The organism is Rhodospirillales bacterium (assembly GCA_016712595.1).
Taxonomy (GTDB): Bacteria; Pseudomonadota; Alphaproteobacteria; order Rhodospirillales; family Defluviicoccaceae; genus Defluviicoccus.
This window is the reverse complement of sequence record JADJQT010000001.1, coordinates 486,473-510,529: the sequence shown is the minus strand read 5'-3', so window position 1 is coordinate 510,529 and position 24,057 is coordinate 486,473. Positions and strand designations below refer to the sequence as shown.

19 protein-coding genes and 5 pseudogenes are annotated in these 24,057 nt (G+C 62.6%); 10 read left to right on the top strand and 14 right to left on the bottom strand.

Annotation, left to right across the window (positions count from 1 at the left end):
• Positions 1 to 65: 65 nt before the first annotated feature.
• On the top strand, positions 66 to 926 hold the full coding sequence (locus IPK66_02310; GenBank protein ID MBK8174157.1) for a hypothetical protein: 861 nt from the start codon (positions 66 to 68) through the stop codon (positions 924 to 926).
• Here the strand turns inward: IPK66_02310 and IPK66_02305 are convergent.
• The 7 genes from IPK66_02305 to IPK66_02275 all read right to left on the bottom strand — a co-directional run bounded on the left by IPK66_02305 (position 897) and on the right by IPK66_02275 (position 5,519).
• The gene (locus IPK66_02305; protein ID MBK8174156.1) at positions 897 to 1,589 is read right to left on the bottom strand and encodes a Crp/Fnr family transcriptional regulator; all 693 of its coding nucleotides are present in this window, start codon (positions 1,587 to 1,589) and stop codon (positions 897 to 899) included. The genes IPK66_02310 and IPK66_02305 overlap by 30 nt on opposite strands.
• Positions 1,590 to 1,673: 84 nt before the next feature.
• Positions 1,674 to 2,789: a toxic anion resistance protein gene (locus tag IPK66_02300; GenBank protein MBK8174155.1), complete on the bottom strand. Its 1,116-nt coding sequence runs from the start codon at positions 2,787 to 2,789 to the stop codon at positions 1,674 to 1,676.
• 43 nt (positions 2,790 to 2,832) lie between these two features.
• Positions 2,833 to 3,411: a 5-bromo-4-chloroindolyl phosphate hydrolysis family protein gene (locus IPK66_02295; GenBank protein MBK8174154.1), complete on the bottom strand. Its 579-nt coding sequence runs from the start codon at positions 3,409 to 3,411 to the stop codon at positions 2,833 to 2,835.
• A gap of 253 nt (positions 3,412 to 3,664) precedes the next feature.
• Entirely contained in the window at positions 3,665 to 3,811 is a 147-nt protein-coding gene (locus IPK66_02290; protein MBK8174153.1) for a hypothetical protein, read from the bottom strand.
• A gap of 161 nt (positions 3,812 to 3,972) precedes the next feature.
• Positions 3,973 to 4,410: a peptidoglycan-binding protein LysM gene (gene lysM / locus IPK66_02285; protein ID MBK8174152.1), complete on the bottom strand. Its 438-nt coding sequence runs from the start codon at positions 4,408 to 4,410 to the stop codon at positions 3,973 to 3,975.
• 79 nt (positions 4,411 to 4,489) lie between these two features.
• Positions 4,490 to 4,897 (bottom strand): DUF4332 domain-containing protein, encoded by a 408-nt coding sequence (locus IPK66_02280; protein ID MBK8174151.1) that lies wholly within the window; start codon positions 4,895 to 4,897, stop codon positions 4,490 to 4,492.
• Between the two features lie 124 nt (positions 4,898 to 5,021).
• Entirely contained in the window at positions 5,022 to 5,519 is a 498-nt protein-coding gene (locus IPK66_02275) for a YbaY family lipoprotein (GenBank protein MBK8174150.1), read from the bottom strand.
• A 208-nt stretch (positions 5,520 to 5,727) separates the two neighbouring features.
• Between IPK66_02275 and chrA the strand changes: the two genes are divergently transcribed.
• The 6 genes from chrA (at position 5,728) to IPK66_02245 (ending at position 12,991) form a co-directional block, all read left to right on the top strand.
• Entirely contained in the window at positions 5,728 to 7,158 is a 1,431-nt protein-coding gene (gene chrA / locus IPK66_02270) for a chromate efflux transporter (GenBank protein ID MBK8174149.1), read from the top strand.
• A gap of 87 nt (positions 7,159 to 7,245) precedes the next feature.
• Positions 7,246 to 8,181, top strand: a complete 936-nt coding sequence (speB, locus tag IPK66_02265) for an agmatinase (GenBank protein ID MBK8174148.1) — start codon at positions 7,246 to 7,248, stop codon at positions 8,179 to 8,181.
• A 428-nt stretch (positions 8,182 to 8,609) separates the two neighbouring features.
• A complete protein-coding gene (locus tag IPK66_02260) occupies positions 8,610 to 9,842 on the top strand; it encodes a type III PLP-dependent enzyme (protein ID MBK8174147.1) in 1,233 nt (410 codons plus the stop codon).
• 48 nt (positions 9,843 to 9,890) lie between these two features.
• On the top strand, positions 9,891 to 11,297 hold the full coding sequence (locus IPK66_02255; protein ID MBK8174146.1) for a homospermidine synthase: 1,407 nt from the start codon (positions 9,891 to 9,893) through the stop codon (positions 11,295 to 11,297).
• A gap of 30 nt (positions 11,298 to 11,327) precedes the next feature.
• Positions 11,328 to 12,455: a type III PLP-dependent enzyme gene (locus IPK66_02250; protein ID MBK8174145.1), complete on the top strand. Its 1,128-nt coding sequence runs from the start codon at positions 11,328 to 11,330 to the stop codon at positions 12,453 to 12,455.
• 11 nt (positions 12,456 to 12,466) lie between these two features.
• Positions 12,467 to 12,991 carry an N-acetyltransferase gene (locus IPK66_02245; GenBank protein ID MBK8174144.1) on the top strand — a complete coding sequence of 175 codons (525 nt, stop codon included), beginning with the start codon at positions 12,467 to 12,469 and terminating at the stop codon, positions 12,989 to 12,991.
• A gap of 18 nt (positions 12,992 to 13,009) precedes the next feature.
• Here the strand turns inward: IPK66_02245 and IPK66_02240 are convergent, their stop codons facing one another.
• Both IPK66_02240 and IPK66_02235 read right to left on the bottom strand, forming a co-directional pair.
• Positions 13,010 to 13,528 (bottom strand): hypothetical protein, encoded by a 519-nt coding sequence (locus tag IPK66_02240; protein ID MBK8174143.1) that lies wholly within the window; start codon positions 13,526 to 13,528, stop codon positions 13,010 to 13,012.
• 234 nt (positions 13,529 to 13,762) lie between these two features.
• Positions 13,763 to 14,041, bottom strand: coding sequence for a TMEM165/GDT1 family protein (locus tag IPK66_02235; protein ID MBK8174142.1), 279 nt, complete (start codon positions 14,039 to 14,041; stop codon positions 13,763 to 13,765).
• 468 nt (positions 14,042 to 14,509) lie between these two features.
• Between IPK66_02235 and IPK66_02230 the strand changes: the two are divergent.
• Together IPK66_02230 and glgB are read left to right on the top strand one after the other, a co-directional pair.
• A pseudogene (locus IPK66_02230) lies at positions 14,510 to 15,250 on the top strand (hypothetical protein).
• 567 nt (positions 15,251 to 15,817) lie between these two features.
• A pseudogene (gene glgB, locus IPK66_02225) lies at positions 15,818 to 18,082 on the top strand (1,4-alpha-glucan branching protein GlgB).
• 19 nt (positions 18,083 to 18,101) lie between these two features.
• Here glgB and IPK66_02220 read toward each other — a convergent pair.
• The 4 genes and pseudogenes from IPK66_02220 to IPK66_02205 all read right to left on the bottom strand — a co-directional run bounded on the left by IPK66_02220 (position 18,102) and on the right by IPK66_02205 (position 22,064).
• Entirely contained in the window at positions 18,102 to 18,704 is a 603-nt protein-coding gene (locus IPK66_02220; protein ID MBK8174141.1) for a cytochrome b, read from the bottom strand.
• A gap of 566 nt (positions 18,705 to 19,270) precedes the next feature.
• Positions 19,271 to 19,483, bottom strand: coding sequence for a hypothetical protein (locus tag IPK66_02215; protein MBK8174140.1), 213 nt, complete (start codon positions 19,481 to 19,483; stop codon positions 19,271 to 19,273).
• Between the two features lie 11 nt (positions 19,484 to 19,494).
• Positions 19,495 to 19,827, bottom strand: a pseudogene (locus IPK66_02210) (hypothetical protein).
• A gap of 116 nt (positions 19,828 to 19,943) precedes the next feature.
• Positions 19,944 to 22,064 carry a glycosyl hydrolase family 57 gene (locus IPK66_02205; GenBank protein ID MBK8174139.1) on the bottom strand — a complete coding sequence of 707 codons (2,121 nt, stop codon included), beginning with the start codon at positions 22,062 to 22,064 and terminating at the stop codon, positions 19,944 to 19,946.
• A 264-nt stretch (positions 22,065 to 22,328) separates the two neighbouring features.
• Here IPK66_02205 and IPK66_02200 point away from each other — a divergent pair.
• Positions 22,329 to 22,631, top strand: a pseudogene (locus IPK66_02200) (transposase).
• Positions 22,632 to 22,963: 332 nt separating this feature from the next.
• On the opposite strand, the pseudogene IPK66_02195 reads toward IPK66_02200, so the two are convergent.
• A pseudogene (locus IPK66_02195) lies at positions 22,964 to 23,993 on the bottom strand (IS110 family transposase).
• Positions 23,994 to 24,057 lie beyond the last annotated feature (64 nt).

The following is a 24,057-nucleotide window of genomic DNA, read 5'->3' as shown; positions in this document are numbered from 1 at the left end:
CACAGCGCCGATGGGCTAGAATTTGGCGCTAAGTGCGGGCGAGATCGGATGCGGGGGGAGAGGCGATGGCGTTACTCGAAGAGCCGTTCGGTTTTTGTCTGATCGGCAAGGTCATTGATGGATTCTCCGTCGACAAGGGCAAGCTGAGCCAACGGTTACGTGAAAGCCTTGAGCGGCAGACCGAGGGGGCTGCCCATGAGTTGCATTTCGCCTATATCTACGCCGTCCGCGCCGGTGAACTGCTCCAACGCTTGCCCCATCCGCCAATCTTCGTCGTCTCGGGCAAAGGTGAACCGGCGCCAAAGTCACTTCAAAAGAGCTTTCCCGCCGGCGAATTCGCAACATGGTCGATCGACCCGCGCGACGACGGTCTCGCGTTCGAGGTAGAGATCGCACCTTATGCCGAGTTGCTGGGGATCGATGCCGAGCCATCGGGCGGACCGCTCGACGATCTGCCGGATGACTTAGGCGGTGCCGAGGAGGCGACGATCATTCGCGGCGCCGACGGCCGCGTCTATTGCATTCCCGCGAGCCTTGAAGCCTTCGAAGTCATCGACGAGGACGCCCGTTCTCAACTCGAACTCAGTGCCGGAAACGAAATCGGCTCCTTCCGGATCAAGACGATGGCCGCACGCGGGGCGATGGCCGCGCGCGGGGGCGATGGCCGCGCGCGGGGCGATGGCCGCGCGCGGGGCGATGGCCGCACGCGGGGCGATGGCCGCACGTGGTGCGATGGCCGCACGCGGGGCGATGGCCGCACGTGGTGCGATGGCCGCACGCGGGGCGATGGCCGCACGCGGGGCGATGGCCGCACGCGCTGCGCTTACCGGTGCCCCACACGAAGAACGCGACGAGTAGGCCGCATGATCGTGTCGTTCGCCGAAAGCGGCCGTGCCTTAAAGGCTGTCGTCGATAATTCGTTCTAACCGGGAGCGGTCAAGAACCGTGATGGAGCCGCGACGGACGTCGATCATCCCGTCCTGCTCCCAGGAACGGAGTTGCTTGTTCACCGCCTCCCGCGAAGTGCCAATCATGCTGGCAAGAAGATGCTGCGAAATTCTGACCCCCATCTGCGTTCCAGATCCGGTTGGCTCGCCGTGATGATCGGAGAGGTACATCAACCGCTTTGCTAGACGAGAACGCAGGTCAAGAAAATTGACGTCCTCGAGCTGTTGGCTGGTCCAGCGCAAGCGGCGGCACATGACTTCCAGGAGACGGACGCACACGTCCGGATTACGCTCAAGAAACGGTAGAAAATCTCGCCGGCTGAGGATCAGCAACTCCGTCGGGTCCATCGCGAACGCATCGGCGGTGCGCTCGCCGCCGTCGATCATCGCAATTTCGCCGAACACCTCCCCCGGACTGATGACGTTGAGCACGACCTCGCGTCCTTCTGCGGAGTATGAGCAGATGCGGACACGGCCGGCGAGCACCGCCATCATTGCCGTTCCCGGATCACCCTTCTGGAACACCGGCTCGCCTGCTTTGTAGTGACGGGTCGCGGAGAGCTGGGCCAACCGATCCAGATCCTGGGCCGGCAGATGTTTCAGCATGAAATGCCCGCCGAGAATTCCCCTGACGTCGTGCATCGACTCCGCCTCCTTATTTCCTTGGGCGGATAGTCTCATTTGTTCAACAGGTCGACAACCTACCATTAGATGCAGAGCACCGCCCTAGCGTCGCTCACTGGTTGTCGATGCGCTTGCTCGCATCGTAGCAAGAGCTTCGCGTAGCTGACTTTCGCATGTACGGAGCTCTTGCTCCGCATCCGCCCTCTGTCGCCGACCATCGGCGGCGATCTGCATTCCTTCTTCAATCGTCGCAACCAGCAGGTCATTCGCCCGCCGAACTGCCTCGATATCAAAGACTCCACGACCGACTTCCCGGCGTACCTCCGCGTTCGCCTGCTTGAGATTCTCGGCGTTGGCCAACAGCAATTCGTTGGTCAAATCGTTCGCTTCCTTCAGCGATCGTCCGGCCTCGCGCGAGCGATGAATGGTCACGGCCTGGGCGAGCTGCGTTCGCCAGAGCGGAACCGTATTGGCAATCACCGAGGTAATTTTGGCGACAAGGCTCTTGTCGTTCTGCTGGACAAGGCGGATGCTCGGCAAGGCTTGCATCGCCACTTGCCGTGTCAGTTTCAGATCATGAACGCGCCGATCGAGGTCATCGCGCACGCCGAGAAGATCGCGTAAGCGCTGCGCCTTGAGAACATCGTCCGATCCATCCGCATCTTGCCGCCGCGATGGAATCAAGCGTTCATCGACTTCCCTCAGCTTCTGCTCGCCGGCGGCGATATAATCCGCGAGGTTGTGGAAATAAGCCAGCGAAGCGTCATAGAGCCGATCGAGGGTGAGAATGTCGCCCATCAGCAAGGTCTTTTGGGCATCGAGTCGATCGCAAATTGAATCGACCTGCCGGCGAACCTCTTCGTAGCGTTGCAGTACTTTGGTCAATGGGCCGGCGGCACCGAACAACCGGTCGAGCAACCGCCGCTCACGAGTGGGATCAAGCGCGCCGATATCAAAGCCGCGCAACGTCGCGACCATATCGTTCAACGCCGCCCCAGCGGTGCCCGAGTCCTTGGTGCGCACGCCATCCAGCATGTTTTCCGAAATCGTCATGAGCTGTTCTTGCGCCCTGCTCCCAAAGCATAGAATGGTGCTGGCATCGTCCAGGTCGATTTCGCCAAGCGCCCGCGCGACATGCTCAGATCGCTTGTAATCATCAGAGGCTGGAAACTCGGTCGCGGGTCCATCATACGCGGGAACGTGCGGTGGAAGCGTCACCGGTGTCTCCTATGCAAATCGCTCATTGAATCGTCCCCTGACACTAGGTGACGCCCTCGCGACGCAATCGTGTCGAGAGCACTTCGATCTGCAATTCGAGGTCAGAAACATCGTGTTTCAATAACTTCTGATACTGTTCCTCGCACGTATTTTCCAGATCAACCAGCAATGTACGAAAGTTATGTTCAAGATCTGCTGATCCGGCATGCGCGTGCGTGCGCGCGTAGTCTTTGGCGATGCGTTCGGCTCCTTCGAGATACACTGTGAGAAATTTGCGAGCCCGACGAAGATCCGCCGGATCGCGTACAATGAGGTCAATCACTTTCTCCGCGCCGGCAACGACGCTCGCGAGCCGCTGGTCGAACTCTGCTGAATGAATTTGCCTCCGGGCCGCCTCGATACCGTCGAGGCGGCGATAGGCATCGCGGAGCAAACGCTTGGTTTCCTCATCCGGGGCCTCCTCGTCTTTCGGACGTCGCGTCGCCCTTCGGTGACTGCCATAAAGCAGCTGGCAGCCGAGAAAACAGACGGCAGCAAAAGCGAGCGAGATCGGCAGATCATGGCCGGCGACGAAAAACGCCGTCAATCCCGCCGCAACAGCGGCAAGAATGCCGCTGAACAACTTAAGCGAACCGGCGCGACGCGCGGAAACCGGCCGTTCCTCCTCCTGCAACTCCGCTTGCATCCCGCGACGACAGACGACGGCGGCGACAACGAACAAGAGCCAGCATAGGCTCGCGGCAACCAGCACCGCAGCATTGCCCGTCCACAGCGACAGCAGCGCCTTCAGTGCGAGTGGAAGTGGAAGAATAAACAGCGGCAGGCTAACCGCTTTTGCGCCAATTCGCCGACGCTGCTTTAAGGTAAACACGCGCTTAGCGACCGAGCGGCCCGAGCCGTTGGCTTGACAACACCGTAGCTCCGAGCCCGGAGGTGTGGGCGAACAGTCCCTGACAGCTCACCATCCCGACGCTGGCCAACAGCAGCACCACGCCGATCACCTGCAAAACCCGCTTCGACATCTCGACCTTCGCAGCTCGCTGTCGCCTGCATGCGGGCCGATTGCCCGCATCCGCACCGGTGAGATGTGGCAGATGCCTGCCCGTGTCAATCGCCACGAGCAGGCGCAGGGTCGGCGCGAGCGGTCTCTCTGTCAAAAGAGCGATGCGCTCTCGCCCGGTTTTCAGGCAGACTTGGGAATGCGCAGCACCTGCCCCGGGTAGATCTTGTCTGGATTGGACAACATCGGCTTGTTGGCTTCGAAAATTACCATGTATTTGCCGGCGTTTCCGTAGTGCACCTTGGCAATCGCCGAGAGCGTGTCTCCGGACTTCACGGTGTAGAAATCGGATGACTCGCCAGGTGGCGTTTCGATGTGTTCTTCGACCTTGGCAATGCCGGTAACGTTGCCGAGAGCGAGGACCACCTTCTCCTTAACCTCCTCACTCGGCGCCTTGCCGGAGACGACCACGGTATCGCCGTTGACCTTGATGTCGATCCCGTCGACCGGAAGGCCAAGCTTTTCAATGCTGGATTTCAGATCCTCGGCCTTCGGCGCCTGATCACCCCCGCCAATGCCAAGCAGTGCGCCCGCCGACTTCACAAAGTCCCAAATGCTCATGATACATCTCCCCACCGTTCAACAAGTTGCATTGAACAAGTTCCGTTGCCCAAGAGTCGTTGCGCCAGTGGTCAACCGATCAGTGACTGACCATCGGCGGCAAGCTCGCAGCCTCGGCAATCCACTTCGAGACCTCCGCGCTCGACGGCACGCGCCGGGTCAGTTTCTTCTCGGCGTTGACCTCAGTCAGCCGTGTCGCGAGGTTCTCGGCGTTCCGGTGTTGCAATTCCTTGACGGTATCGACGCCGGCGGCCTCCAACAGTTCCGAAAATTCTCCGGCAACACCCGAGATCCGCATTAGGTCGGCCATGTTCGCCCATGTGAGCAATTGCCGTTCGCTAAACGCCGTCTGGTCGGCGATCGCCTTGCGCCCTTTTGCGGTTCCACACTTTTCCAGCAGATCAGCGGTCGTCGCGATGCCGGCGGCGGCCAGGGTCTTGGCGCGCGCCGCACCGATACCCTCGATATCCTCGACTTTATAAGCCATAATGAGCTCCCTGCTGCGCGTTTCCACGGATCAGACCCAGTCGTGTGGGGGTTTTTTGTCGTCTTTCCCCGGGGTTGAGTAGCGTCACCACTGCCGACCGACAGGCGACGACGCAAGCCGCACCTCAACTGGTGCGCGCCGCCGAGTGTACGACAATTCGCAGGTCGTCAGGGCCGTCGTTCGGCTGCACCGCGAGAGGGGGCTCATTGGTGAACCACAGGGCGCCGTCAACCTCGATACGCACCTGCACGGCGTAGACATGTCCGGACTCGACGCGCGCCGGATCGAAGGGCAGGTTGAAGCGGATCGGTACCTGCAATCCCGCCGTCTTAAACTGTCGTATCGCGATTGGAGAAGGCGGTGTAGCGGTGGTCGAGAGGTCCAGCAGGCTGACGATGACATCGGCGTCGCGGGGCAAGGCGATGCGTTGAACGTAGGTGACCATTCCGGAGAGTCGTGGTCCGGATTGCACCTCCACTGACGACGAGCTGGCATCGGCACTCGCCACAACAGCGTCAACGCCATCGGATCGGCTGCCATTACGCGGGCTGCAGGCGACAACGAGCGCCGTCACCAGAACCGCACCTGTGATGAAGGCAACACCAGTTCCGCGCCTGTTCACGTCTCCCCTCTCCTCTCGGCGGGCGGCACCGCGCCGCACAGGCAGCATGATAACGCCTCGGGCCGAATTGACATCCGGCAAAGCGCTGCCCTACTGTTTCGCGCCAACGGGGACAGCAGGCTCCCCGCTTTTCAGGTCGCAGTGGCCCAAGACCTGCTGTCAGCGCCGCCTTTTTCGGGGAGAGTTGCGCGTGGGCCAGGCTGACTTGATGACCGGAAAGCGGGCGTTGGCCTCAGACAGCTCTGCGGGCCGGCGAATCGGCGAGGACGAAGCGCGGGGACCGGCGTCCGCCGACAACGCGGCACTGGCGGCGCCTCCGTCGCTGGGTCAAGCGCTGCGCACCTGGGCAAAGATCGGGCTGATCAGCTTTGGCGGACCGGCAGGACAGATCGCCCTGATGCACCGGATCGTCGTTGACGACCGGCACTGGGTCGATGAGCCGCGCTTTCTGCACGCCCTCAACTTCTGCATGCTGTTACCGGGGCCCGAAGCCCAGCAACTCGCCGTTTACCTCGGCTGGCTGATGCACGGAACGTCCGGCGGCCTCGCGGCCGGCATTCTCTTCGTCCTGCCTGGCGCCCTCGTCATGCTGGCGCTTAGCATGCTCTATGTACTGTCGGCGGACCTGCCGGCGATCTCGGGGGTGTTCTGGGGGATCAAGGCCGCGGTGCTTGCCATCGTCGTCGAGGCGATCTTGCGCATCGGCCGGCGCGCACTCCGCAACCCCGCGCTCTACACGCTCGCTGGGGCGGCCTTCGCCGCCCTCTTCTTTTTTTCCGCGCCGTTCCCGGTCATCATCCTTGCAGCCGGAATGATCGGCGCAATGGGCGTACGTCGCTGGCCGGCCGCGTTTGCGCCGCCCGGCGGCGGTGACGGTGACGGAAATAGCCGGACGGCGAAGACGATCCCGACGCCCTCGCCCCATGCACGGCGCAGTTCCTCGCGCTGGGTGACCGCGGGGCTCGGGGCGGTGTTGTGGTTCGGCCCCACCGCAGCGATCGCCCTTGCTCTCGGCTCCTCGTCCGCGTTTACCGACATCGGCATCTTTTTCAGCAAGATGGCGGTGGTTACCTTCGGTGGCGCCTATGCCGTGCTCACCTACGTTGCCCAGCAGGCGGTGGCGACCTACCATTGGCTGGCACCCGGTGAGATGCTGACCGGCCTCGGCCTGGCGGAAACCACCCCGGGACCGCTGATCATGGTCGTCCAGTTCGTCGCCTTCCTCGGCGCCTACCGTGCGCCGGGCGGGCTTGAGCCGATGACCGCCGGCATCCTGGGAGCAATGCTCGCCACCTGGGTCACTTTCGTGCCCTGCTTTCTGTGGATCTTTCTCGGCGCTCCTTACATAGAGCGCCTGCGAGGCAACCGCCGCCTGACCGCAGCACTGACCGCGATCACCGCCGCGGTCGTGGGTGTCATCCTCAACCTCGCGCTGTGGTTCGCTCTGCACGTGCTGTTCACCCAGCTCGACGACTGGCACGCAGGACCGCTGCGCCTGCTTGTCCCCGATTTCGCCAGCCTCGATCCGCGAGCGCTCGCGCTCACCGTGGCGGCAATGATCGCCATGCTCCGCTTCAAGATTGGAGTCCTGCCAATCCTCGCCGCCGCGGCGATGATCGGCATCCTCTTGCGCACCTAACGATCAAGTGAGAGGCTGACCATCAGTCGCGCCCACCCAGCGTTCGATGCAACGTAAATCAGTGGGCGCACGACAGCGGGACCCAAGATGCAGCCGACCTTCGCTACCCCAGCCAGCTTCTTCGGCCTTGCCGCGAGCAATCGCGATGCTGCCATATGCATCGGCGGCATTCCCTTCGACATCGGCACCTCCAACCGACCAGGCGCGCGATTCGGACCGCACGCCATCCGCCATGCCAGTCGTATGCTGCTTGATGGCGACCACCCGTTTGCCTGGATCGATCCGTCGCGCTTGCCGCTGGCCGATATCGGCGACTTTCGCATCGCGCTGGGCGACATCCAGGCGAGCATGCGTCTGATCGAGCGGCAAGCCTCCGGCATAAACCACCTCGTAAGTCTCGGCGGCGACCACAGCGTGACCTTGCCGCTTTTGCGCGCGATCGCTCGCCGATTGGGACCCGTCGGTCTCATCCACTTCGATGCCCACGTTGATACGTGGCCAGACAGCTTCGGCCAGGCCTACGGCCATGGCTCGCCCTTTTTCCACGCGATTAACGAGAAGCTCATTGATCCAAAGCGGATGATCCAAATTGGTATTCGCTCGCCGATGCAGCGCAATGTCTACGATTGGACCACGGCGAAGGGGGTGAGTATCGTTTCGGCGATGCACGTACATGAAGTTGGTGTGCAGGCCATCGCCGAGCGCGTGAGGTCGGTGATCGGTGATCGCCCTGTCTACCTTTCGTTCGACATCGATGCTCTCGATCCGGCTTTCGCTCCCGGGACAGGCACACCAGAGATCGGCGGCCTCGCATCGTGGCAGGCACAGGCGATTTTGCGCAGACTAAAGGGACTGGACTTTATTGGCATGGACGTGGTCGAGGTCGCGCCAGCCTACGATGTCGCCGAGGTCACGGCCCTTGCTGCAGCAACAATCGTCTGGGAATATTTGGCCCTTTTGGGGGAGGGCGAGTCGCGTGATGCGCCTGGTCCGCCGTCAATTGATCGAACGCCCTTGTCGTAGCCCTTGGCACGGCCAACAATAATCTATTGATATGTCTACATTCCTGTAAGGGACGGAAGAAAGCCCTTGCATGGCGTGAAAATTCGCGTATATCCGACGTCAGACGCAAATCGCACGTGCCATAGACCTTATGGGTTGAGCAACGACGTAACGCGTCCTTTTTGGTCGAGCCGGTCGACAGTGGGCTGGTGCTCTAAAAGGGAGGTGGATATGGTCGCAGAGCGGCATGGTGCGATGCCGATACCTCGCGTTCTCCCCTAGACCACGTTGACGTGACGCCCGCGAGCGGGTGTCCCGAGCGTTCAACAACGATCAGTTGATTGTCCGAGTGCCGGGCGTCGTTTTGCTTGATTTTGGGCGCGACGAAACGGCACCGGACGAAGGACGTCCCGGTCAAAACCGGCGCGTCCCTTCGCGAGGAACCGTCAATGGCCCAGGCCCTGGCAAAAACGCGGACGCGCTCCGCCGTATCGCCGCTCCGCCGACGTTTTGACTTTGAGCCGGCACTGCCCGGCGTTGATAGCGTCGTTGCCGCTGAAGCCCCGAACGAACCACTCCACTGCTTTCGGCCGGCGGTGGTCGAGTCCACCGCACGCACGTTCGTGGGCGGGTTTCCGGGGTCAGTGCTTTATGCGATAAAGTGCAATCCCGAGCCGCGGGTGCTGCGCGCGGTATGGGCGGGCGGTGTCCGTCATTTCGATTGCGCCTCGCCGGCCGAGATCGCGCTCGTCCGTCAGATGTTTCCCGAGGCACAGGTCCACTATATGCACCCGGTCAAGTCGCGGGCCGCGATCCGCGCCGCCTGGGAGCAGTTCGGGGTCGATGACTTTGTCTTCGACAGCAGCGATGAACTGGCGAAGATCATCGCCGAGACCGGATCCGCCGGCGCTCGTCCGCGTGGCCTGATCGTCCGTCTCGCCGTCGACAACGGCGGCGCTTACGACCTTACCGGCAAGTTCGGCGCCGGCCCGGCCGAAGCCGCACGGCTGCTTGCCGCCGCCCGGCCGCTAGCGTCGCGTCTCGGCCTCAGCTTTCACGTCGGCTCGCAATGCCTCGATCCCAAGGCCTATGCGGACGCGCTGGTCACCGCGTCGGCGGTGATCGGCACTGCCGGGGTTGGCATTGACATCGTCGACGTCGGTGGCGGTTTCCCGGTGAGCTATCCCGACGTGACCCCGCCGCCGCTCGGGGACTACTTCGCCGTGATCGCCGCCGCCACCCGGTGTCTCGGTCTCGACGACGTCGAACTGTGGTCGGAGCCGGGGCGGGCGTTGTCGGCGGCCGGCACGTCGATCGTCGTGCAGGTCCAGCACCGGCGCAGCGATGCGCTTTACATCAACGACGGCATCTACGGCAGCCTGTCCGACGCCGGGGCGCCGCACTTCCGTTTTCCGGTCCGCCTGATTCGCCCGGACGGGCCGGCACCAGCGGGGGAGCTTAAGGCTTTCCGGCTGTTCGGCCCGACTTGCGATTCCGCCGACCGCATGGACGGCCCCTTCCTGCTCCCAGCCGATGCCGGCGAGGGCGACTGGATCGAGATCGGCCAGCTCGGCGCCTACGGCGGGGCGCTGCGCACCGCCTTCAACGGCTTTGATCGCGCCCGCCTGATCGACGTCGCCGATCCACCGCTGCTAGCGACACCCGGTCACGGCGTTCGCTGATCCGTCGCGCACCCCTTAGGCACACATGTGAACAACGAGAAACGCTGAATGAAACACACAAGCTTTTCCGGAAACCTGGTGATCGTCGGGTTCGGCAGCATCGGCCAAGGCGTCCTGCCTCTGATCCTGCGCCACGTCGATCTTCCCGCCGACCGCATCACCGTCGTCACCGCCGAGGACCGAGGCCACGCGGAAGCGAAGGCGTATGGCGTTCTCTTCATCGAAACGGCGCTCACCCGCGAGAATTACCGAACAACCCTGGAGCCGCTGCTCGGCCCCGGTGACTTCCTGCTGAACCTTTCGGTCGATGTTTCGTCGGTGGCGCTGATCGAGTTCGCCCATCAACGGCGCGCCCTATATCTCGACACCTGCATCGAGCCGTGGCCCGGTGGCTATACTGATCCGTCGCTGACCCCATCCCAGCGATCGAACTACGCGCTACGGGAAAGCGCGCTTGCCTTACGTGACCGCCAAACTGGTGGGCCGACGGCGCTGATCACCCACGGCGCCAATCCGGGTCTCGTCTCGCACTTCGTCAAGGAAGCGCTGCTCAACCTCGCTGCCGACATGGGCCACGACGTCGCGATGCCGGCGAACCGTGCCGAGTGGGGCGCCCTTGCCCGCGCACTCGAGGTCAAGGTCATCCACATTGCCGAGCGCGACACCCAGGTGGCGGCGCAGGCCAAGCGGCCGGGCGAGTTCGTCAACACTTGGTCGATCGACGGTTTTGTCAGCGAGGGCTGCCAGCCTGCCGAACTCGGCTGGGGTACCCACGAGCAGAACATGCCGGAGGATGGCCGCCAGCATGCCTTCGGCTGCGATGCCGCGATCTACCTTGAGCGGCCGGGTGCCGGCACCCGTGTGCGCACCTGGACGCCGCTCGAGGGACCGTTCCACGGCTTCCTCGTCACCCATAATGAATCGATATCGATCGCCGACTACTACACAGTAAAGAACGGGCACGGGCCCGAATACCGCCCGACGGTGCACTACGCCTACCACCCCTGCGATGACGCGGTGCTGTCGCTCCACGAGCTTGCCGGCAAGAACTGGACCCTGCAGCCAGAAAAACGGCTGATGATGGACGAGATCGCTTCCGGCATTGATGAATTGGGCGTGCTGCTGATGGGCCATGCCCGCGGGGCCTACTGGTACGGCTCACGGCTGTCGATCGAAGAGACGCGGCGGATCGCCCCCTACAACAACGCCACTTCGCTGCAGGTCACCGCGGCTGTCCTTGCCGGCATGGTGTGGGCGATTGAGAACCCGCGCGCCGGCATCGTCGAGCCCGACGACATCGACCATGCCCGCATCATGGAGGTTGCCCGCCCGTATCTGGGCGAGGTCGTCGGCGTCTACTCCGACTGGACGCCGCTTCAGGACCGCGCCGTCCTCTTCGCGGAGCAGCTCAATACCAGCTGCCCCTGGCAATTCATCAACTTCCGCGTTTTGTAGCGACCCCGGATACGAAGGAAGACGCGAACCATGACGAGAAAAATCGCCCGGTTCTTCGCCGACAACGAGCCCTCCACCCCCTGCCTCGTCGTCGATCTCAACGTGGTCGCGGCCAATTACCGCAAGTTGCGGACGGCAATGCCGGACGCCATGATCTATTACGCGGTGAAGGCCAATCCGGCGCGGGAAATCCTCGAGCTGCTGGCCGGATTGGGTTCGTCGTTCGACACCGCCAGCCTGAACGAGATCGACATGGTGCTGGAGGCCGGAGCCTCGCCCGATCGGATTTCCTTCGGCAACACGATCAAAAAGCGCGCCGACATCGCCGGAGCCTATAGCCGCGGCGTGCGGCTGTTCGCCTTCGACAGCCTCGCCGAACTTGAGAAGATCGCCGAGGTCGCGCCCGGCAGCCGCGTCTTCTGCCGCATTCTCACCTCGGGTGAGGGCGCGGAATGGCCGCTGTCGCGCAAATTCGGCTGCGAGCCGGCGATGGCCCGCGATCTGCTCGTTCACGCCAAGTCGATGGGCGTAGTCCCTTGGGGCATTTCCTTCCACGTTGGCTCGCAGCAGCGCGATCCGCACCAGTGGGATCAGGCCGTTGGCGAGGCCGCGAGTCTGTTCCGCGAGCTTGAGGCGGAAGGTGTCGAGCTCGGCATGCTGAACATCGGCGGAGGCTTTCCGGCGCGCTACCGCAAGGATGTGCCGACGTTGTGCCGTTACGGCGCCTGTATTCGCCGCTCGATCCTCAAGCACTTCGGCAACCGCATCCCCGACGTCATCGTCGAGCCGGGGCGGCAGATGGTCGGCAACGCCGGCGTGATCCGGACCGAGGTCGTGCTGATTGCCAAGAAATCGGCGAACGATGACCGGCGTTGGGTGTTCCTCGACATCGGCAAGTTCGGCGGCCTTGCCGAGACGGAAGGCGAAGCCATCCAATACCCGATCCGCAGCCCGCGACGAGGTCGCACCGAGCGGGTCATTCTCGCTGGGCCAACGTGCGATTCCGCCGACGTGCTCTACGAGAAGGCGAACTACCGGCTGCCGCTCGACTTGTCGATCGGCGACCGGCTGGAGATCCGCTCGGCGGGCGCTTATACGGCAACGTACGCGTCCGTGGCCTTCAACGGCTTTGAGCCGCTGCGCTGCTACTGCATCTAGGGACGGGATCGATGGTATTGATCGAACCGGAGCCGCCGACGGCGGCTCCGTTGGTGGAAGATTTGCTCGATCGGGCGTTCGGCCCGACACGGCGGGCGAAAACGGCCGAACGGCTTCGTGAGGGACGACTGCCGGCGGATGGCCTTTCGTTCATCGCGGTTGATGAGGTTTGTCTCCTCGGAACCATCCGCTTTTGGCATGTCGGCATTGGCCAGCATAAGGCCGCGCTCTTGCTCGGTCCTGTTGCTGTCGCCGCAAGCCACCGCTCGACGGGCCTCGGTGATTCTCTCATTCGCCGTGGGCTGTCGGTTGCGCGCACGCTCGGGCATACCGCCGTTATTCTCGTCGGCGATGCGCCTTATTACGGCCGCTTTGGGTTCAGTGCCGACCGGACGTCGAGCATGACACTGCCGGGACCGGTCGAGCGTCGCCGGTTTCTCGCCTGCGAGCTTGTCTCCGGCGCGCTCGCCGATGCGTCGGGATTGGTGCTACCGACCGGAGCCGTCGATCCGCGCTACCGTCTTCGCGCAGCGTGATTCTTCGGCCGGCGAACTCTACTGAGCTTTTGATTCAGCACGTCGTGGCAATGACGGTGTCTTGCGCGGCCCACGGCCGGTCTCCCGCGGGCCGGCGACCCCGCCCCGTCCCAGCGACAGCAGCGTGCGCATCCAGGCATCGGCGAAGGCCGGCCGCGTCTCGACGACGAGCGAAATGTCGTAGCCACTGATCAGGTCTTCGACCGCAGCAGCATAGGCCGCCGCATAGATGTCAACCGACTGCTGCGTGGAAATAACGAACGTGCGTCGCGCGGCGCAGACATCGGCAGCGAGCGCCGCGAGGTCGAATTCGAGCGGACCACCGCTGGCCGGCTCGCTTGCGTCGTCTGACACCAACACGAAGCGGCGACTCGCGCGGCGCGTACCCGGGACGTTGACCTGCGGACAGAGCAACTCGACGTCAAAGTCGTATTGACGGGCGGCAAGGAAGGTCGCGCGAATATGTTCCGGCATCGTGTCAACGACGTCGTCCGGTAAATTGCGAAAGCGTACCCAACTCTTTTTCAGATCAACCATCGCCGTCTCCGTCGATGAAGCGCCAGCCGGATGAGCCCCAACAGCGTTCGTGTTTTGTTCTAACTTAGAGAGGGTATCACAGGATAATTAACCTATCCAGTGCATTTATCTCCTTTTAAGGGCCAAAGGTCTTTGCACCTGCGGCAATGCAATGGCGGTCGGCCGCCGCCCTTTACAACGCGACCGGCGCTGCGCGCGAACGCACGACAGAACATCTCTCGGGTAAGGCGGGATTTAGGGAGAGGCGAAGTATTCCCAGATCGTCCACAATCCAATCGCCACGAAGCAGACGCCGGCGATGAGCTTGAGTGGCAGCACGGCAAGGTATTGCTGAGCGAACGACCCGCACGCGACGGCAATCGCGGTCGAGGTCACCAGTGCTCCCGCTGCCGCGGCGAACACCCAGCGAGGATCCTGCCGTCCGTCCGACGCGAACAGCAGGGTCGCGAACTGGGTCTTGTCCCCCAATTCCGCGAGCAACACAGTAAGAAATATTGTCCAGAGTTGGTGCATCGACGTCTTCTCTGCGGAGACTGGTGGGGCCAACCATGACATGAACGCGCAACCGGTTCCCTTTGCGCGTTCGAGCTATCGGTCTCGTCAAGCCGGTCTGACCGAACGCGCCATGGCCGAAGCCAAGCATGTTGACGCGCACACCTCGCAAAATCTGGAGGTCGACTACTCCCCGGAAGCGCCACCACAGTAGGCGTCCGGAGCGGCCAAGAGCAACCGCGTTCGTCATTCGCCGGCGAGACGCCTGACGACGTGCAGGAGCCTTGACCGATGGCACCAGAGCGAATAGCTTTGCTGCGAGTGCGAAATCAACTGTGCACGTTGCGACAAGTTGTTAACAACAATCATTTTTTGGATGCGCTTGGGTTGTCCCTACGCAGCAGACGTCGTTAGTTTGGCGTAGCGCGTATGAATTGAACGCACGAGTGGACGCGCAAGCACCGGGGCGATGACGGCCGGGCGAACACAATGGTTGACGATCCAAGAATCGATTTGAGCCAAACGGCAGGCGACGCCCACCCGGATCGGGCAGCGCCCTCGCCGGCTTTGTCGGCGGCGGCGCGTGCACGCCTCGCACCGCTCTCAGTGTTGGCAGAAAGCGAAATCGAAAGGATTGTGCAGACGCGACATGATGTTCCGCATCGTGTGCTCGGCCCGCATCCCGGCGCGGGCAGAGAAACGACGGTGGTTCGGGCTTTCTTGCCGCACGTTGAGCGAGTCGTCTTGCAGACGCCCGGCCCCACCGGCGCACAGTTTGAAATGTGCCGACGCCATCCCGATGGCCTGTTCGAAACGATGCTACCTGAAGACCGCGTTGCTGCCGGCTACCAGTTCCTTACGTTCGCCGGCGAGCAGCCGCCCCTGTGCGTTGCCGATGCCTACCGATTTGCCGAGCCGCGCTTTTCACAAGACGATGAGCGGCGTTTTTCCGCCGGCCTGCACGTGCGCCTCTTTGAAAAGCTCGGTGCACGCCCGGGTCTGCGCGATGGAACCCCGGGCGTCGAATTCGCCTTATGGGCGCCGGGGGCAGAGCGCGTCAGCGTCGTCGGCACATTCAACGACTGGGATGGCCGGCGCCATGCGATGCAGCGGGTCAGCGATTGCGGCATCTGGGAATTGTTCATCCCCGGCGTACCGGATGGAGCGCTCTACAAATTCGAGATCAAGACACCGCAAGGCGCCCTGTTCCTCAAATCCGACCCGTTCGCGATGCGCGCCGAACCGGCACCGAATTTTGCGTCAATCGTCGACGTTACGGCCACCTTAGATGGCTGGGATGACGAGCATTGGCTCAACGAGCGCGTGAACGCCACCGTGCGTGATCGCGGCGTCCTTGCCACAGAGCCCGACTTGGCGACCGGCGCCGGGCTGTCGGCGGACGACGCTGTAAAGGCAATCCCGTCCGCGCGCGCTGACGGCTGCTCCTTCGTCGAGTTGTCTTTATCCGGTAGCGAGCGCGCCGGCCTGTTCGCGCTCGCTCGTCCGAGGGTGTTGCGCGCCTACATCCGTACCTGCCACGCACAGGGTATCGGCGTCGTGCTTGCTGATAAGGCTTTCGACTTTCCCTCGCCATCCGCGCTGCTGGTCTGGTTCGACGGAACGCGGCTTTACGAGCGGTCGGCCAGCAAAACGCGGGCACCACGTTTCGATCTCGACGAGGGAGAGGTCCGCAGCGTGCTGCTGTCGAACGCCACGTTCTGGATCGAGCGCTATCACATCGACGCGATTCACACTGATGTGGACGGCGCGCGATTGTTCGCGCCGATCATCGCCGAAATGCGGCACGACCGCAGTGGATTTCGCCTGCTTGTCGAAGATCGCTCGCCCCGCCCCAGCCTGCCCCATAGCGAGATTGAGCGGATTACCTCGGGACGACATCGCTCGCCGTTCTCCATCCTCGGGCCGCACGAGCTGCCGGCACCGATGACCGGCAGTGTTGTCCGGACACTGCAACCGGGGGCGCGCGCCGTTCACGTCGAAACCGTCGAGATGCCGTCCGTCATCTCTGTGATGCAGCAGATCGATCCCGCCGGATTATTTGAGGTCATTCTTCCTCACCCTTGCCGCGACTATCGCCTGCGGGTGTTCCAGGCCGATGGCGCTTCGCAACTGATCTCGGATAGTTACGCGTTCACTGACTTCATGCTCACGGCCGAGGACCTGCGGCTGTATGGCGAGGGCAACCATTACCGAATTTTCGAGCGATTAGGCGCCCATGTGCGGCAGGTCGATGGCACCGACGGCGTCACTTTCGCGGTCTGGGCGCCGGATGCCGACGGCGTAAGCGTCGTCGGCCCGTTCAATGCATGGAACGGTCTGCTCTCCCAGATGCAACGCCACGGCCTCTCCGGTGTATGGGAAATCTTCATTCCCGGTCTCGGTGAGGGCACCCTTTACAAATACGAGATGCGCTCGCGCAGAGGCCATGTTTTTCTGAAATCAGACCCCTACGCGTTCTTTACCGAAGTGCCTCCCGCGACCGCCAGCGTCGTTCATCGGATCGATGACACTTATGCCTGGCAGGACCATGCGTGGATGGACGCACGCCGCGCCCGCAATCCCTGGAAGGAGCCGACGACCATCTACGAAGTGCATCTTGGTTCATGGATGCGCGGAGCCGATAATTGTCCACCGACCTACCGTGAGATCGCGGAGAGGCTCGTTCCGTACGTCAAGTCGATGGGTTTCACCCACATTGAGCTGATGCCGATCGCCGAACACCCCTACGAGCCGTCATGGGGTTATCAAGTTTCTAATTTTTACGCTCCGAGTTCGCGTTTTGGCTCACCCGAGGACCTGATGGCCTTCATCGACCGCTGTCACCGTGACGACATTGGCGTGATCCTCGACTGGGTTCCGGGCCATTTCCCCAAGGATGCGCATGCGCTTGCCTGGTTCGACGGGACTCATCTTTATGAACATGCCGACCCCAGGAAGGGAGAGCACCCTGATTGGGGCACCCTGATCTTCAATTACGGTCGGCACGAGGTTGAGAACTTCCTTATCGCCAATGCGCTCTTCTGGGTGTAGCGTTACCACTTTGACGGGTTGCGGGTCGATGCCGTGGCTTCGATGCTCTATCTCGATTATTCGCGTCCAGCCTACGGCGGCTGGGTGCCAAATCAGTACGGCGGGAAGGAGAACCTCGAGGCCATCGAATTTCTCAAGCACACAAATTCGATCCTGCACGCCCGTTTTCCGGGTGTGCTGATGATCGCCGAAGAATCGACCTCCTGGCCCAACGTCTCACGCCCCACCGACCAAGGCGGCCTCGGCTTCGGCTTCAAATGGAACATGGGCTGGATGCACGACATCCTCGCCTATATGGCGGTGCCGCCGGAGGATCGACGCTGGCACCACCACCGCCTCACTTTCAGCATCGTCTATGCTTTCAACGAGAATTTCATTCTCGCGCTCTCCCACGATGAAGTCGTGCACCTGAAACGCTCACTTCTCGGCAAGATGCCAGGTGAAGAATGGGAGAAATTCGCCAACCTGCGTTTGCTGTTCACCTACATGTATGCCCATCCGGGCAAGAAGCTGCTGTTCATGGGGGGTGAATTCGGTCAGGAAGGCGAATGGGACCACCAGCACGGCCTCGAATGGCGCGCGATGAATAAGGCGCCGAACCGGGCACTCACCTGGTTCTTCCAGGACCTCAATTGCTTTTATCGATCACAGCCGGCGCTCTTTGAGGTCGACTTCCATTCCGCTGGCTTCGAATGGCTGGAGGTCGATAACGGCGACGAGAGTGTCATCGCGTTTCTGCGCAAGGCTCGTGACCCTCGCCGGACTTTGCTGTTCATCGCCAATTTTTCCGCAATCTCATGGATCGATCACCGCATCGGCGTGCCCTTCCCCGTAAGCTACCATGAGATCTTCGACAGCAACGCTGCGCGCTTCGGCGGCGCTGCGACCGCCGCCCGCGCACAAGCCGTCGAAGCAGAAGACATTCCCTGGCACGGGCGGGAGTTCTCCATCCGCCTCACCGTGCCGGCCTTGACCGCGCTCATTTTCGAGCCGGCACCGCTCGCCGGTTGACCGGCAAACGGCCGGTTGGTCACTCGCCGGCCGCAGGCCGGGCCGGGCGACGGCCGAACGGTAGCATGCTGACCAGAGTCGGGTCACGCAGCAGCACGTGATGGCCGATGGCCAACACCGCATGCGCCCCGGCAAGCCCCAGCAGCGCGAAGCTTGCAAGCTCATGGCACTCACCCAGCACATCGGCGAGTGCTTTGTCCTTGCCGACCAGCGACGGCAGATCAACCCAGCCGAACAGTGAGACGCCATAACCGTAGGCGTTCGACGTCAACCAACCAAATACCGGCGTTGCCAGCAGCAGGACATAGAGCGCGGCATGGCCAATCCGCGACAGACGGAACATCCGCGGCGATAACCAGTCGCGCGCCGGATCGGCATCGACCACTTGGCGAACGGCGAGCCGCAACAGCACCAGCACCAGCACGGTGACGCCGATGCTCTTGTGAACATCGATCAGCAGCGTGCGCAGTCCCCGATCCTCGATGTCTTCGCGCACCCAGACGAGAATTGGGTTGGCAACGATGGCAATCACCGTCAGCCAATGCAAAAGCATCACCACCCCGGCATGTCGCCGTACTGTCGTGCCCGCCCGCCCGCCGGCCCTCGCGTGCGCTCCTGACATACCCGCCTCCGCAGTTTGACGATAAACCCGATGTTCAACTCACCGACGGCGCGTGAATGGGTAGCCCTGATCGCAAGGGAACGGAAGTCGTTTGTCCGTCACAATACCGTCATCGCAACGCGCCCCCGTCGCGGTGCGCCGGTCCGGGCGACCGCAGACGCCGCACGGAACGACCTTGACGCGCGAGCCACGGTCTGCCCACGGCAGCCCGCCTCTCATACCTTAAGGCTGGAGGCCAACGAGCATCGCCGCCATCTGGTTGCGCACGCTGGTCGCAGCGGTGTAGTCGCCATCAATCGGCACGATGGTGACATAGCCGGCGCGATAAAAGGTGGTATCAGACTTGGGCACGTCGTATCCGCCGGGGGAATGGAGATCGCCGGCACATACTGGCCATCGCCGATGGGCGCATAGCCGATCTGGTAGGCTGGCCGGAGCCCCTGGGCGGCCATCTTTACGCCCGCGACCTGAAGCCGGCGACAACGCCGGATAGTTGATGTTGAGCGCCGTCCGCCCCGGAAGCAGCGATGCATGGGTGGCGCACGCCTGATCGACCAGCCGTCCGATCACGGTGACGGTGAAGGCAGCGAAGTCGTTGAAGCGCGCGACGTTGGCGGAAGGGTGGGATCGGCGCTTGATCCGCCCGCAAGGTCCGTCGACACCGCGATTGCCGGAATCGGCACGACGAACTGGGTGATCGCGGCAATCGTCGCGCCGACTGTCCCGGAGATCGGCGCTGCCGAGCCAATGTTGGCGCCGTTGTTGATGCCCGAGACCACGAGGTTGGATTGTGTGTCGCCAGAATCGAACTCACCCCCAGCAGAACCGTCGTCGCCGGCGTTCCGGCAACCGCATAGATGCCCGCCTCCGGATTGGTCACGCTGACAAGACCACGGCTCAGCGCTGCACCGCTTCCGCTCTGGCTTTGTGCCGGCGCCACCATGGTCACATCATGGCTGGCGGCGATCAGTGCCGCCCGCATCGCCTGAATACCAGGGGCCTCGTAGCCGTCATCGTTGGCGAGAAGGATACGTACCGAGTCGTCATCGCAGTATTGATGGGCCCAGGCATTAGTGCTGGCGAGAATCAGGGCGAGCGCCCCCGCGGTCGCCCACATGAACATACGACCTCTCCCATGGTTCTATTAAGGAAAGTCCGTAGGTTAGCGATTGGCGGATGACGCCGTGGTGAAGAGCCTGCGACCGAATTGTGACGGCGGCCGACGCGATGCAGCGTTTATTACGCCAGGAAAACGCGCTCGAGCGCGCTACGGGCGACGGCACCACCGGTGTCTTCGGCTTCGATGAAGTAGCGCACGTCCCCCACGCCGACCGGCAAAGCCGCCGTATAATAGTGTGAGGTCAACGCGGCGCCAGTTTGCGATGGATACGGGCCGTGATCTGTCATCGCGATGCGCGTCTCGCTGCCGCCAGCACGCAACACGAGCGTTACGCGCACGACGCCGCTGATATCAGAGATAAAGGTATGCACCGTGCCCTCGCGCGGCGCATCGAGCAAACAACCCTGCCCCCACCGCTTGCCGCCGGGGTTTTCGGGCGTGACCCAGGGCGCGAAGATCGTGGGTGGCGTGCGGTCGCGGCGGGCGGCGAGTAGAGCATCCATCGCCCCGCGCAGTTGTCCGTATCCCATGTTGGCGGCGTTGGTGACCTGCTGGTCCCAGTTGGTCTGGCCGGTCCAATACCAGTAGCAGCTGGTCTCCGCTGTCAGCATGAGACGCACCGCATGGGGCAGCATCGGATGATCGGGCTCGGCGTCTTCGAGCGAATGGACGACGTTCTGGAAAGCGGTCAGCACGGCCCAGGAGTTGAGGTCCGGCGAGTAGGGCTGATCGTAACGGCTGAACCACTTCATGAACTGCGGATCGCCGTTATCAGCGCCCGCCCACGAGCCGGGTTCGATATGCACCGCCTGTGCCGGGTCCGGCGGGAACCGGTCGAGATAGTCGCGGATTGCGGTCAGCTCGAAGCGTGGATCCTCCTGCAACCATGCGACCAGACCGGCGGTGTTGTGGTGGTAGTAGCTGTCGGCGCCACCGCCGTGATTGTCACCATCTGAGTGCAGCAGGAAGAACGGCGGATGCTTGGGATCGTAGGTGCCGGTGGCGACGATCTGATCATAGACTTGGCCCATGACGCTCGGGTACTGCAACGCGCCGAAGCCGCCGCGGGCGTCCTCGTTGCCGATGTAGCGCTCCGCTGGCACGGCGATGATCTTATGGCTGGCGCCGTCGGGATCGATGTATTCGACGTATTCCGGGCGGAGCAGCGAGGGGGCGATCTTCGAGCCCGCCCAGATGTTTTGCATCTGCAGCCAGTCGTCCACCGGCGGGTTCACCTGCTCGGCCGGATTGGGAGGCAGCATACCTTCGTTGATGCCAGCGTAAGGATAATCCCGGCAGGCGCGGAAACGATGGATCGAATCGTAGATCACCGCATCGATCCCCGCCTCGATCAGCGCCGGAATCATCCGCACATGAAAGGCGGTCTCTGGCGGGAAAAGGATGCGTGAGGCGTCAATGTCAAAGGCGTCGCGGATGCAGCGGCGATGCCATTCGATCTGCCTGACGATATTGCGCGCCGGAATGAGCGCCATGAGCGGATGGAAAAAGCCGAAGGCGGTAAAATCGCAGCGGGGATTGCCGAGTTCCGTCCGTGCGTCGGCCAATCCGCGCAGGGCGTTGTTCCATCCCGAGAAGCGGCCTCCGCACAGTCCGTCGCGAGCGCAGCGGTCGAGCTGTTCGATCAAAGAGCCGCTCCAGCTCGTCGACAAACCCGCGTGTCCCAGGTCCCCATTCGCGTATTGCCAGACTGCCGCCGGCACGAAATCAGTGTAGTTGCCGCCGCGCGAACCGAAGATGCCGTCCTTCTCTCCGTCCCAGTAATTTGGATCGGTCGTATTGTAGTAAGGTTGGTGCATGTGTTTATGAATTCCGAAGTGCAGCTTGACCTGCGAGGCATCCGGTCCCGCAGACGCGCGGGCAGGACGCGGTGCGCCTTCGATGCGCAGACGACAGAACGCCTTGACCCAGTCCCCGCCACCGGCCCAGCGAATGTCGGATTTAAGGCACCCCTCCACCTGGATCTCGATCTCGCCAGGCCCGAACAGATTCGAAGGGATGTCCGCCAGATACGTTCTGCTCTCTTCGGTCGTTGCCGGAGCCGAACGAATTGCATCACCGTTGATCAGATATTCACGACCTTGAGCTCTCAAAATTACCTGTGGAAACGGCACGTCGCCGTCGGCGGTAAACGCCACCTCGAAGGCCGGGTTTCGCCCCGAAGGCTCGCACACCAGTCCGACGGGAAGGTCGACGTCTGAAATTCTCGAAAAAATCGCCATGACGATCTCCCAAAAAACAATAGATCCGGGCCACGAAGGACTGAATGCGCGCGCCGCCGGACCGCCGGGTCACCCGCCTCTCGAAACGGCAGCATCAGTGCGACGACGCGACAGTGGGACAATGCGACGGGGCCGAACTGGCGGTTCGCCATGGCCCTCCCCTGATTACGAGCCTCGACAGGCGCGCGCAAGTCTCCGTCGGTGTCGTCCTGCCGATCTTGCCTGCAATAGTGAAGCGCTACGGGATTGTCGAGGCTCCAACTCCTGAGAAGGTGGAGCCATGACGGGCAAGACGACGAACGACGTCTCCCCGAGGTGCGCGAGCGAGCAGTTCGACTGGTGCCGGATCACGAGCATCCCTCGCGCTGGTCAGCGATCAGCTCGATTGCGGCGAAGATCGGCTGCACAGGCCAGACGCTGAATCAATGGGTGAAGAAGGCCGAGGTGGATGCCGGCAAGAGAGCCGGCATGTCGCCCGACATGGCCGCGAAGCTGAAGGCGCTCGAGCGCGAGAACCGCGAGCTGCGGCAGGCGAACGAAATCTTGCGCAAGGCTTCCGCGTATTTCGCTCAGGTTGTCAATCGGCCCTTTAATCGCGGGTGGCTGTCAACTTCTCATTGCTGAACTTTCTCCCTGAAGTGGCAGAGCCAATTATCCGGTTTTGATGCTGTTTTCAGCGGTTCGATCGCGGATGGTTGTTAACTCCGATGTCGTCTCCATGCCGGGGTCAGGGTCCTTTCCGAGGTCTGAGCCTCATGATTGTGTTCGGGGTGGGTGCCTCAACGTGCGCAACGGAGTGCGAGAAACTCGCCTTCAGCCGATTGACCGAGGTCACCGACACCACCGTCCCGGCAGGGGCAACAACCGGCGCTGCGAACGCCGCAGGCCGGATCCGTGTGTCAGGCCGCCTGCTTCTCGGTCCCCCACTCGAATTCGGTACCGTCGGTCCAGATGCAGTGCAGAATGACGGCGATCTTGCGCGCCACGGCGACCTTGGCCTTCTTGGCGCCGATACGCTTCATCAGCCGCGTGCCCCACGCTTTCAGGGCCGACCAGCGCTGGGTTCGGTGCAGCAGCACGCTCGCTGCCTCGAACAGGCAGGTTCGCAGTAGCCGGTCTCCCCACTTCGAAATGCGGCCGTTGACGTCCGTCTCACCCGATTGCTTTCGCCGCGGCGTCAGGCCGAGATAGGCCCCGACCGTCTGGGCCGATCGAAACCGCGTGGGATCGTCTGGTGTGGCGGAACGCCAGGGCGGTCACCACGCCTACGCCTGGCACACTCATCAGCCGGCGGGTCGTCCTGTCGGCCTTTGCTTCCTTGCGGACGCGCCTGTCGAGCACGGTCTGCTGCTCCACGACCTTTTCATGGACCGCCAGCAGGCCTTCGCCGATCGACCGCAAGACGTGCTTCTCGTCAATAAGGTCGAGCACCCGCGTGCGGAACTGCCTCCCGATCGCCCTCCTGAACAGTAGACCCACCTCCTTGAGCAAGCTGCGGACTTGGTTCTCCAGGTCGCGGCGGATGCTGACCAGGCGAGACCGGGCAACCAGTAGGGACCGGACCGCCTGGCTTTCGTCGCTCTTGACGCGAACCGCGCGATACCAGCCGACCCGGATCAACTCGGCAAAACCGCGTGCATCGTTGGGGTCGCTCTTGTTCATCCGAACGGACAGCACCGCATGCGCGTGGCGGGCGTCAACGCAGACGACCGGCAGGCCGACACGCTTGAGTTCGTGCCACAGCCAACTCGCCATTGCGCCCGTTTCGAAGCCAATCAACTCTGCTACAGGCGCTCGCTTGGCGATCACCCGCGCAAGTGCGCCAGGATCAGACGGGACCTTGCCCTCGAACAGAACCTTCCCGTCCTGGTCGACGACACATACCGCCGTCTCTTTCTGCGACACGTCCAATCCGACATACTGCTTCATGGCTGCTCTCCCGCTGGCTGCTCTCCCGCTGGCTGCTTAGATGAGGCCGAGACTATCGGACCTC

What these genes read in the sequence shown, in the direction of transcription:
- IPK66_02280 (MBK8174151.1), bottom strand. Translation starts at nt 4,897, where the DNA reads ATGGCTTATAAAGTCGAGGATATCGAGGGTATCGGTGCGGCGCGCGCC.
- IPK66_02310 (MBK8174157.1), top strand. Translation starts at nt 66, where the DNA reads ATGGCGTTACTCGAAGAGCCGTTCGGTTTTTGTCTGATCGGCAAGGTC.
- chrA (MBK8174149.1), top strand. Translation starts at nt 5,728, where the DNA reads ATGACCGGAAAGCGGGCGTTGGCCTCAGACAGCTCTGCGGGCCGGCGA.
- IPK66_02260 (MBK8174147.1), top strand. Translation starts at nt 8,610, where the DNA reads ATGGCCCAGGCCCTGGCAAAAACGCGGACGCGCTCCGCCGTATCGCCG.
- IPK66_02220 (MBK8174141.1), bottom strand. Translation starts at nt 18,704, where the DNA reads ATGTCAGGAGCGCACGCGAGGGCCGGCGGGCGGGCGGGCACGACAGTA.
- IPK66_02255 (MBK8174146.1), top strand. Translation starts at nt 9,891, where the DNA reads ATGAAACACACAAGCTTTTCCGGAAACCTGGTGATCGTCGGGTTCGGC.
- lysM (MBK8174152.1), bottom strand. Translation starts at nt 4,410, where the DNA reads ATGAGCATTTGGGACTTTGTGAAGTCGGCGGGCGCACTGCTTGGCATT.
- speB (MBK8174148.1), top strand. Translation starts at nt 7,246, where the DNA reads ATGCAGCCGACCTTCGCTACCCCAGCCAGCTTCTTCGGCCTTGCCGCG.
- IPK66_02205 (MBK8174139.1), bottom strand. Translation starts at nt 22,064, where the DNA reads ATGGCGATTTTTTCGAGAATTTCAGACGTCGACCTTCCCGTCGGACTG.
- IPK66_02250 (MBK8174145.1), top strand. Translation starts at nt 11,328, where the DNA reads ATGACGAGAAAAATCGCCCGGTTCTTCGCCGACAACGAGCCCTCCACC.
- IPK66_02235 (MBK8174142.1), bottom strand. Translation starts at nt 14,041, where the DNA reads ATGCACCAACTCTGGACAATATTTCTTACTGTGTTGCTCGCGGAATTG.
- IPK66_02240 (MBK8174143.1), bottom strand. Translation starts at nt 13,528, where the DNA reads ATGGTTGATCTGAAAAAGAGTTGGGTACGCTTTCGCAATTTACCGGAC.
- IPK66_02290 (MBK8174153.1), bottom strand. Translation starts at nt 3,811, where the DNA reads ATGTCGAAGCGGGTTTTGCAGGTGATCGGCGTGGTGCTGCTGTTGGCC.
- IPK66_02305 (MBK8174156.1), bottom strand. Translation starts at nt 1,589, where the DNA reads ATGCACGACGTCAGGGGAATTCTCGGCGGGCATTTCATGCTGAAACAT.
- IPK66_02245 (MBK8174144.1), top strand. Translation starts at nt 12,467, where the DNA reads ATGGTATTGATCGAACCGGAGCCGCCGACGGCGGCTCCGTTGGTGGAA.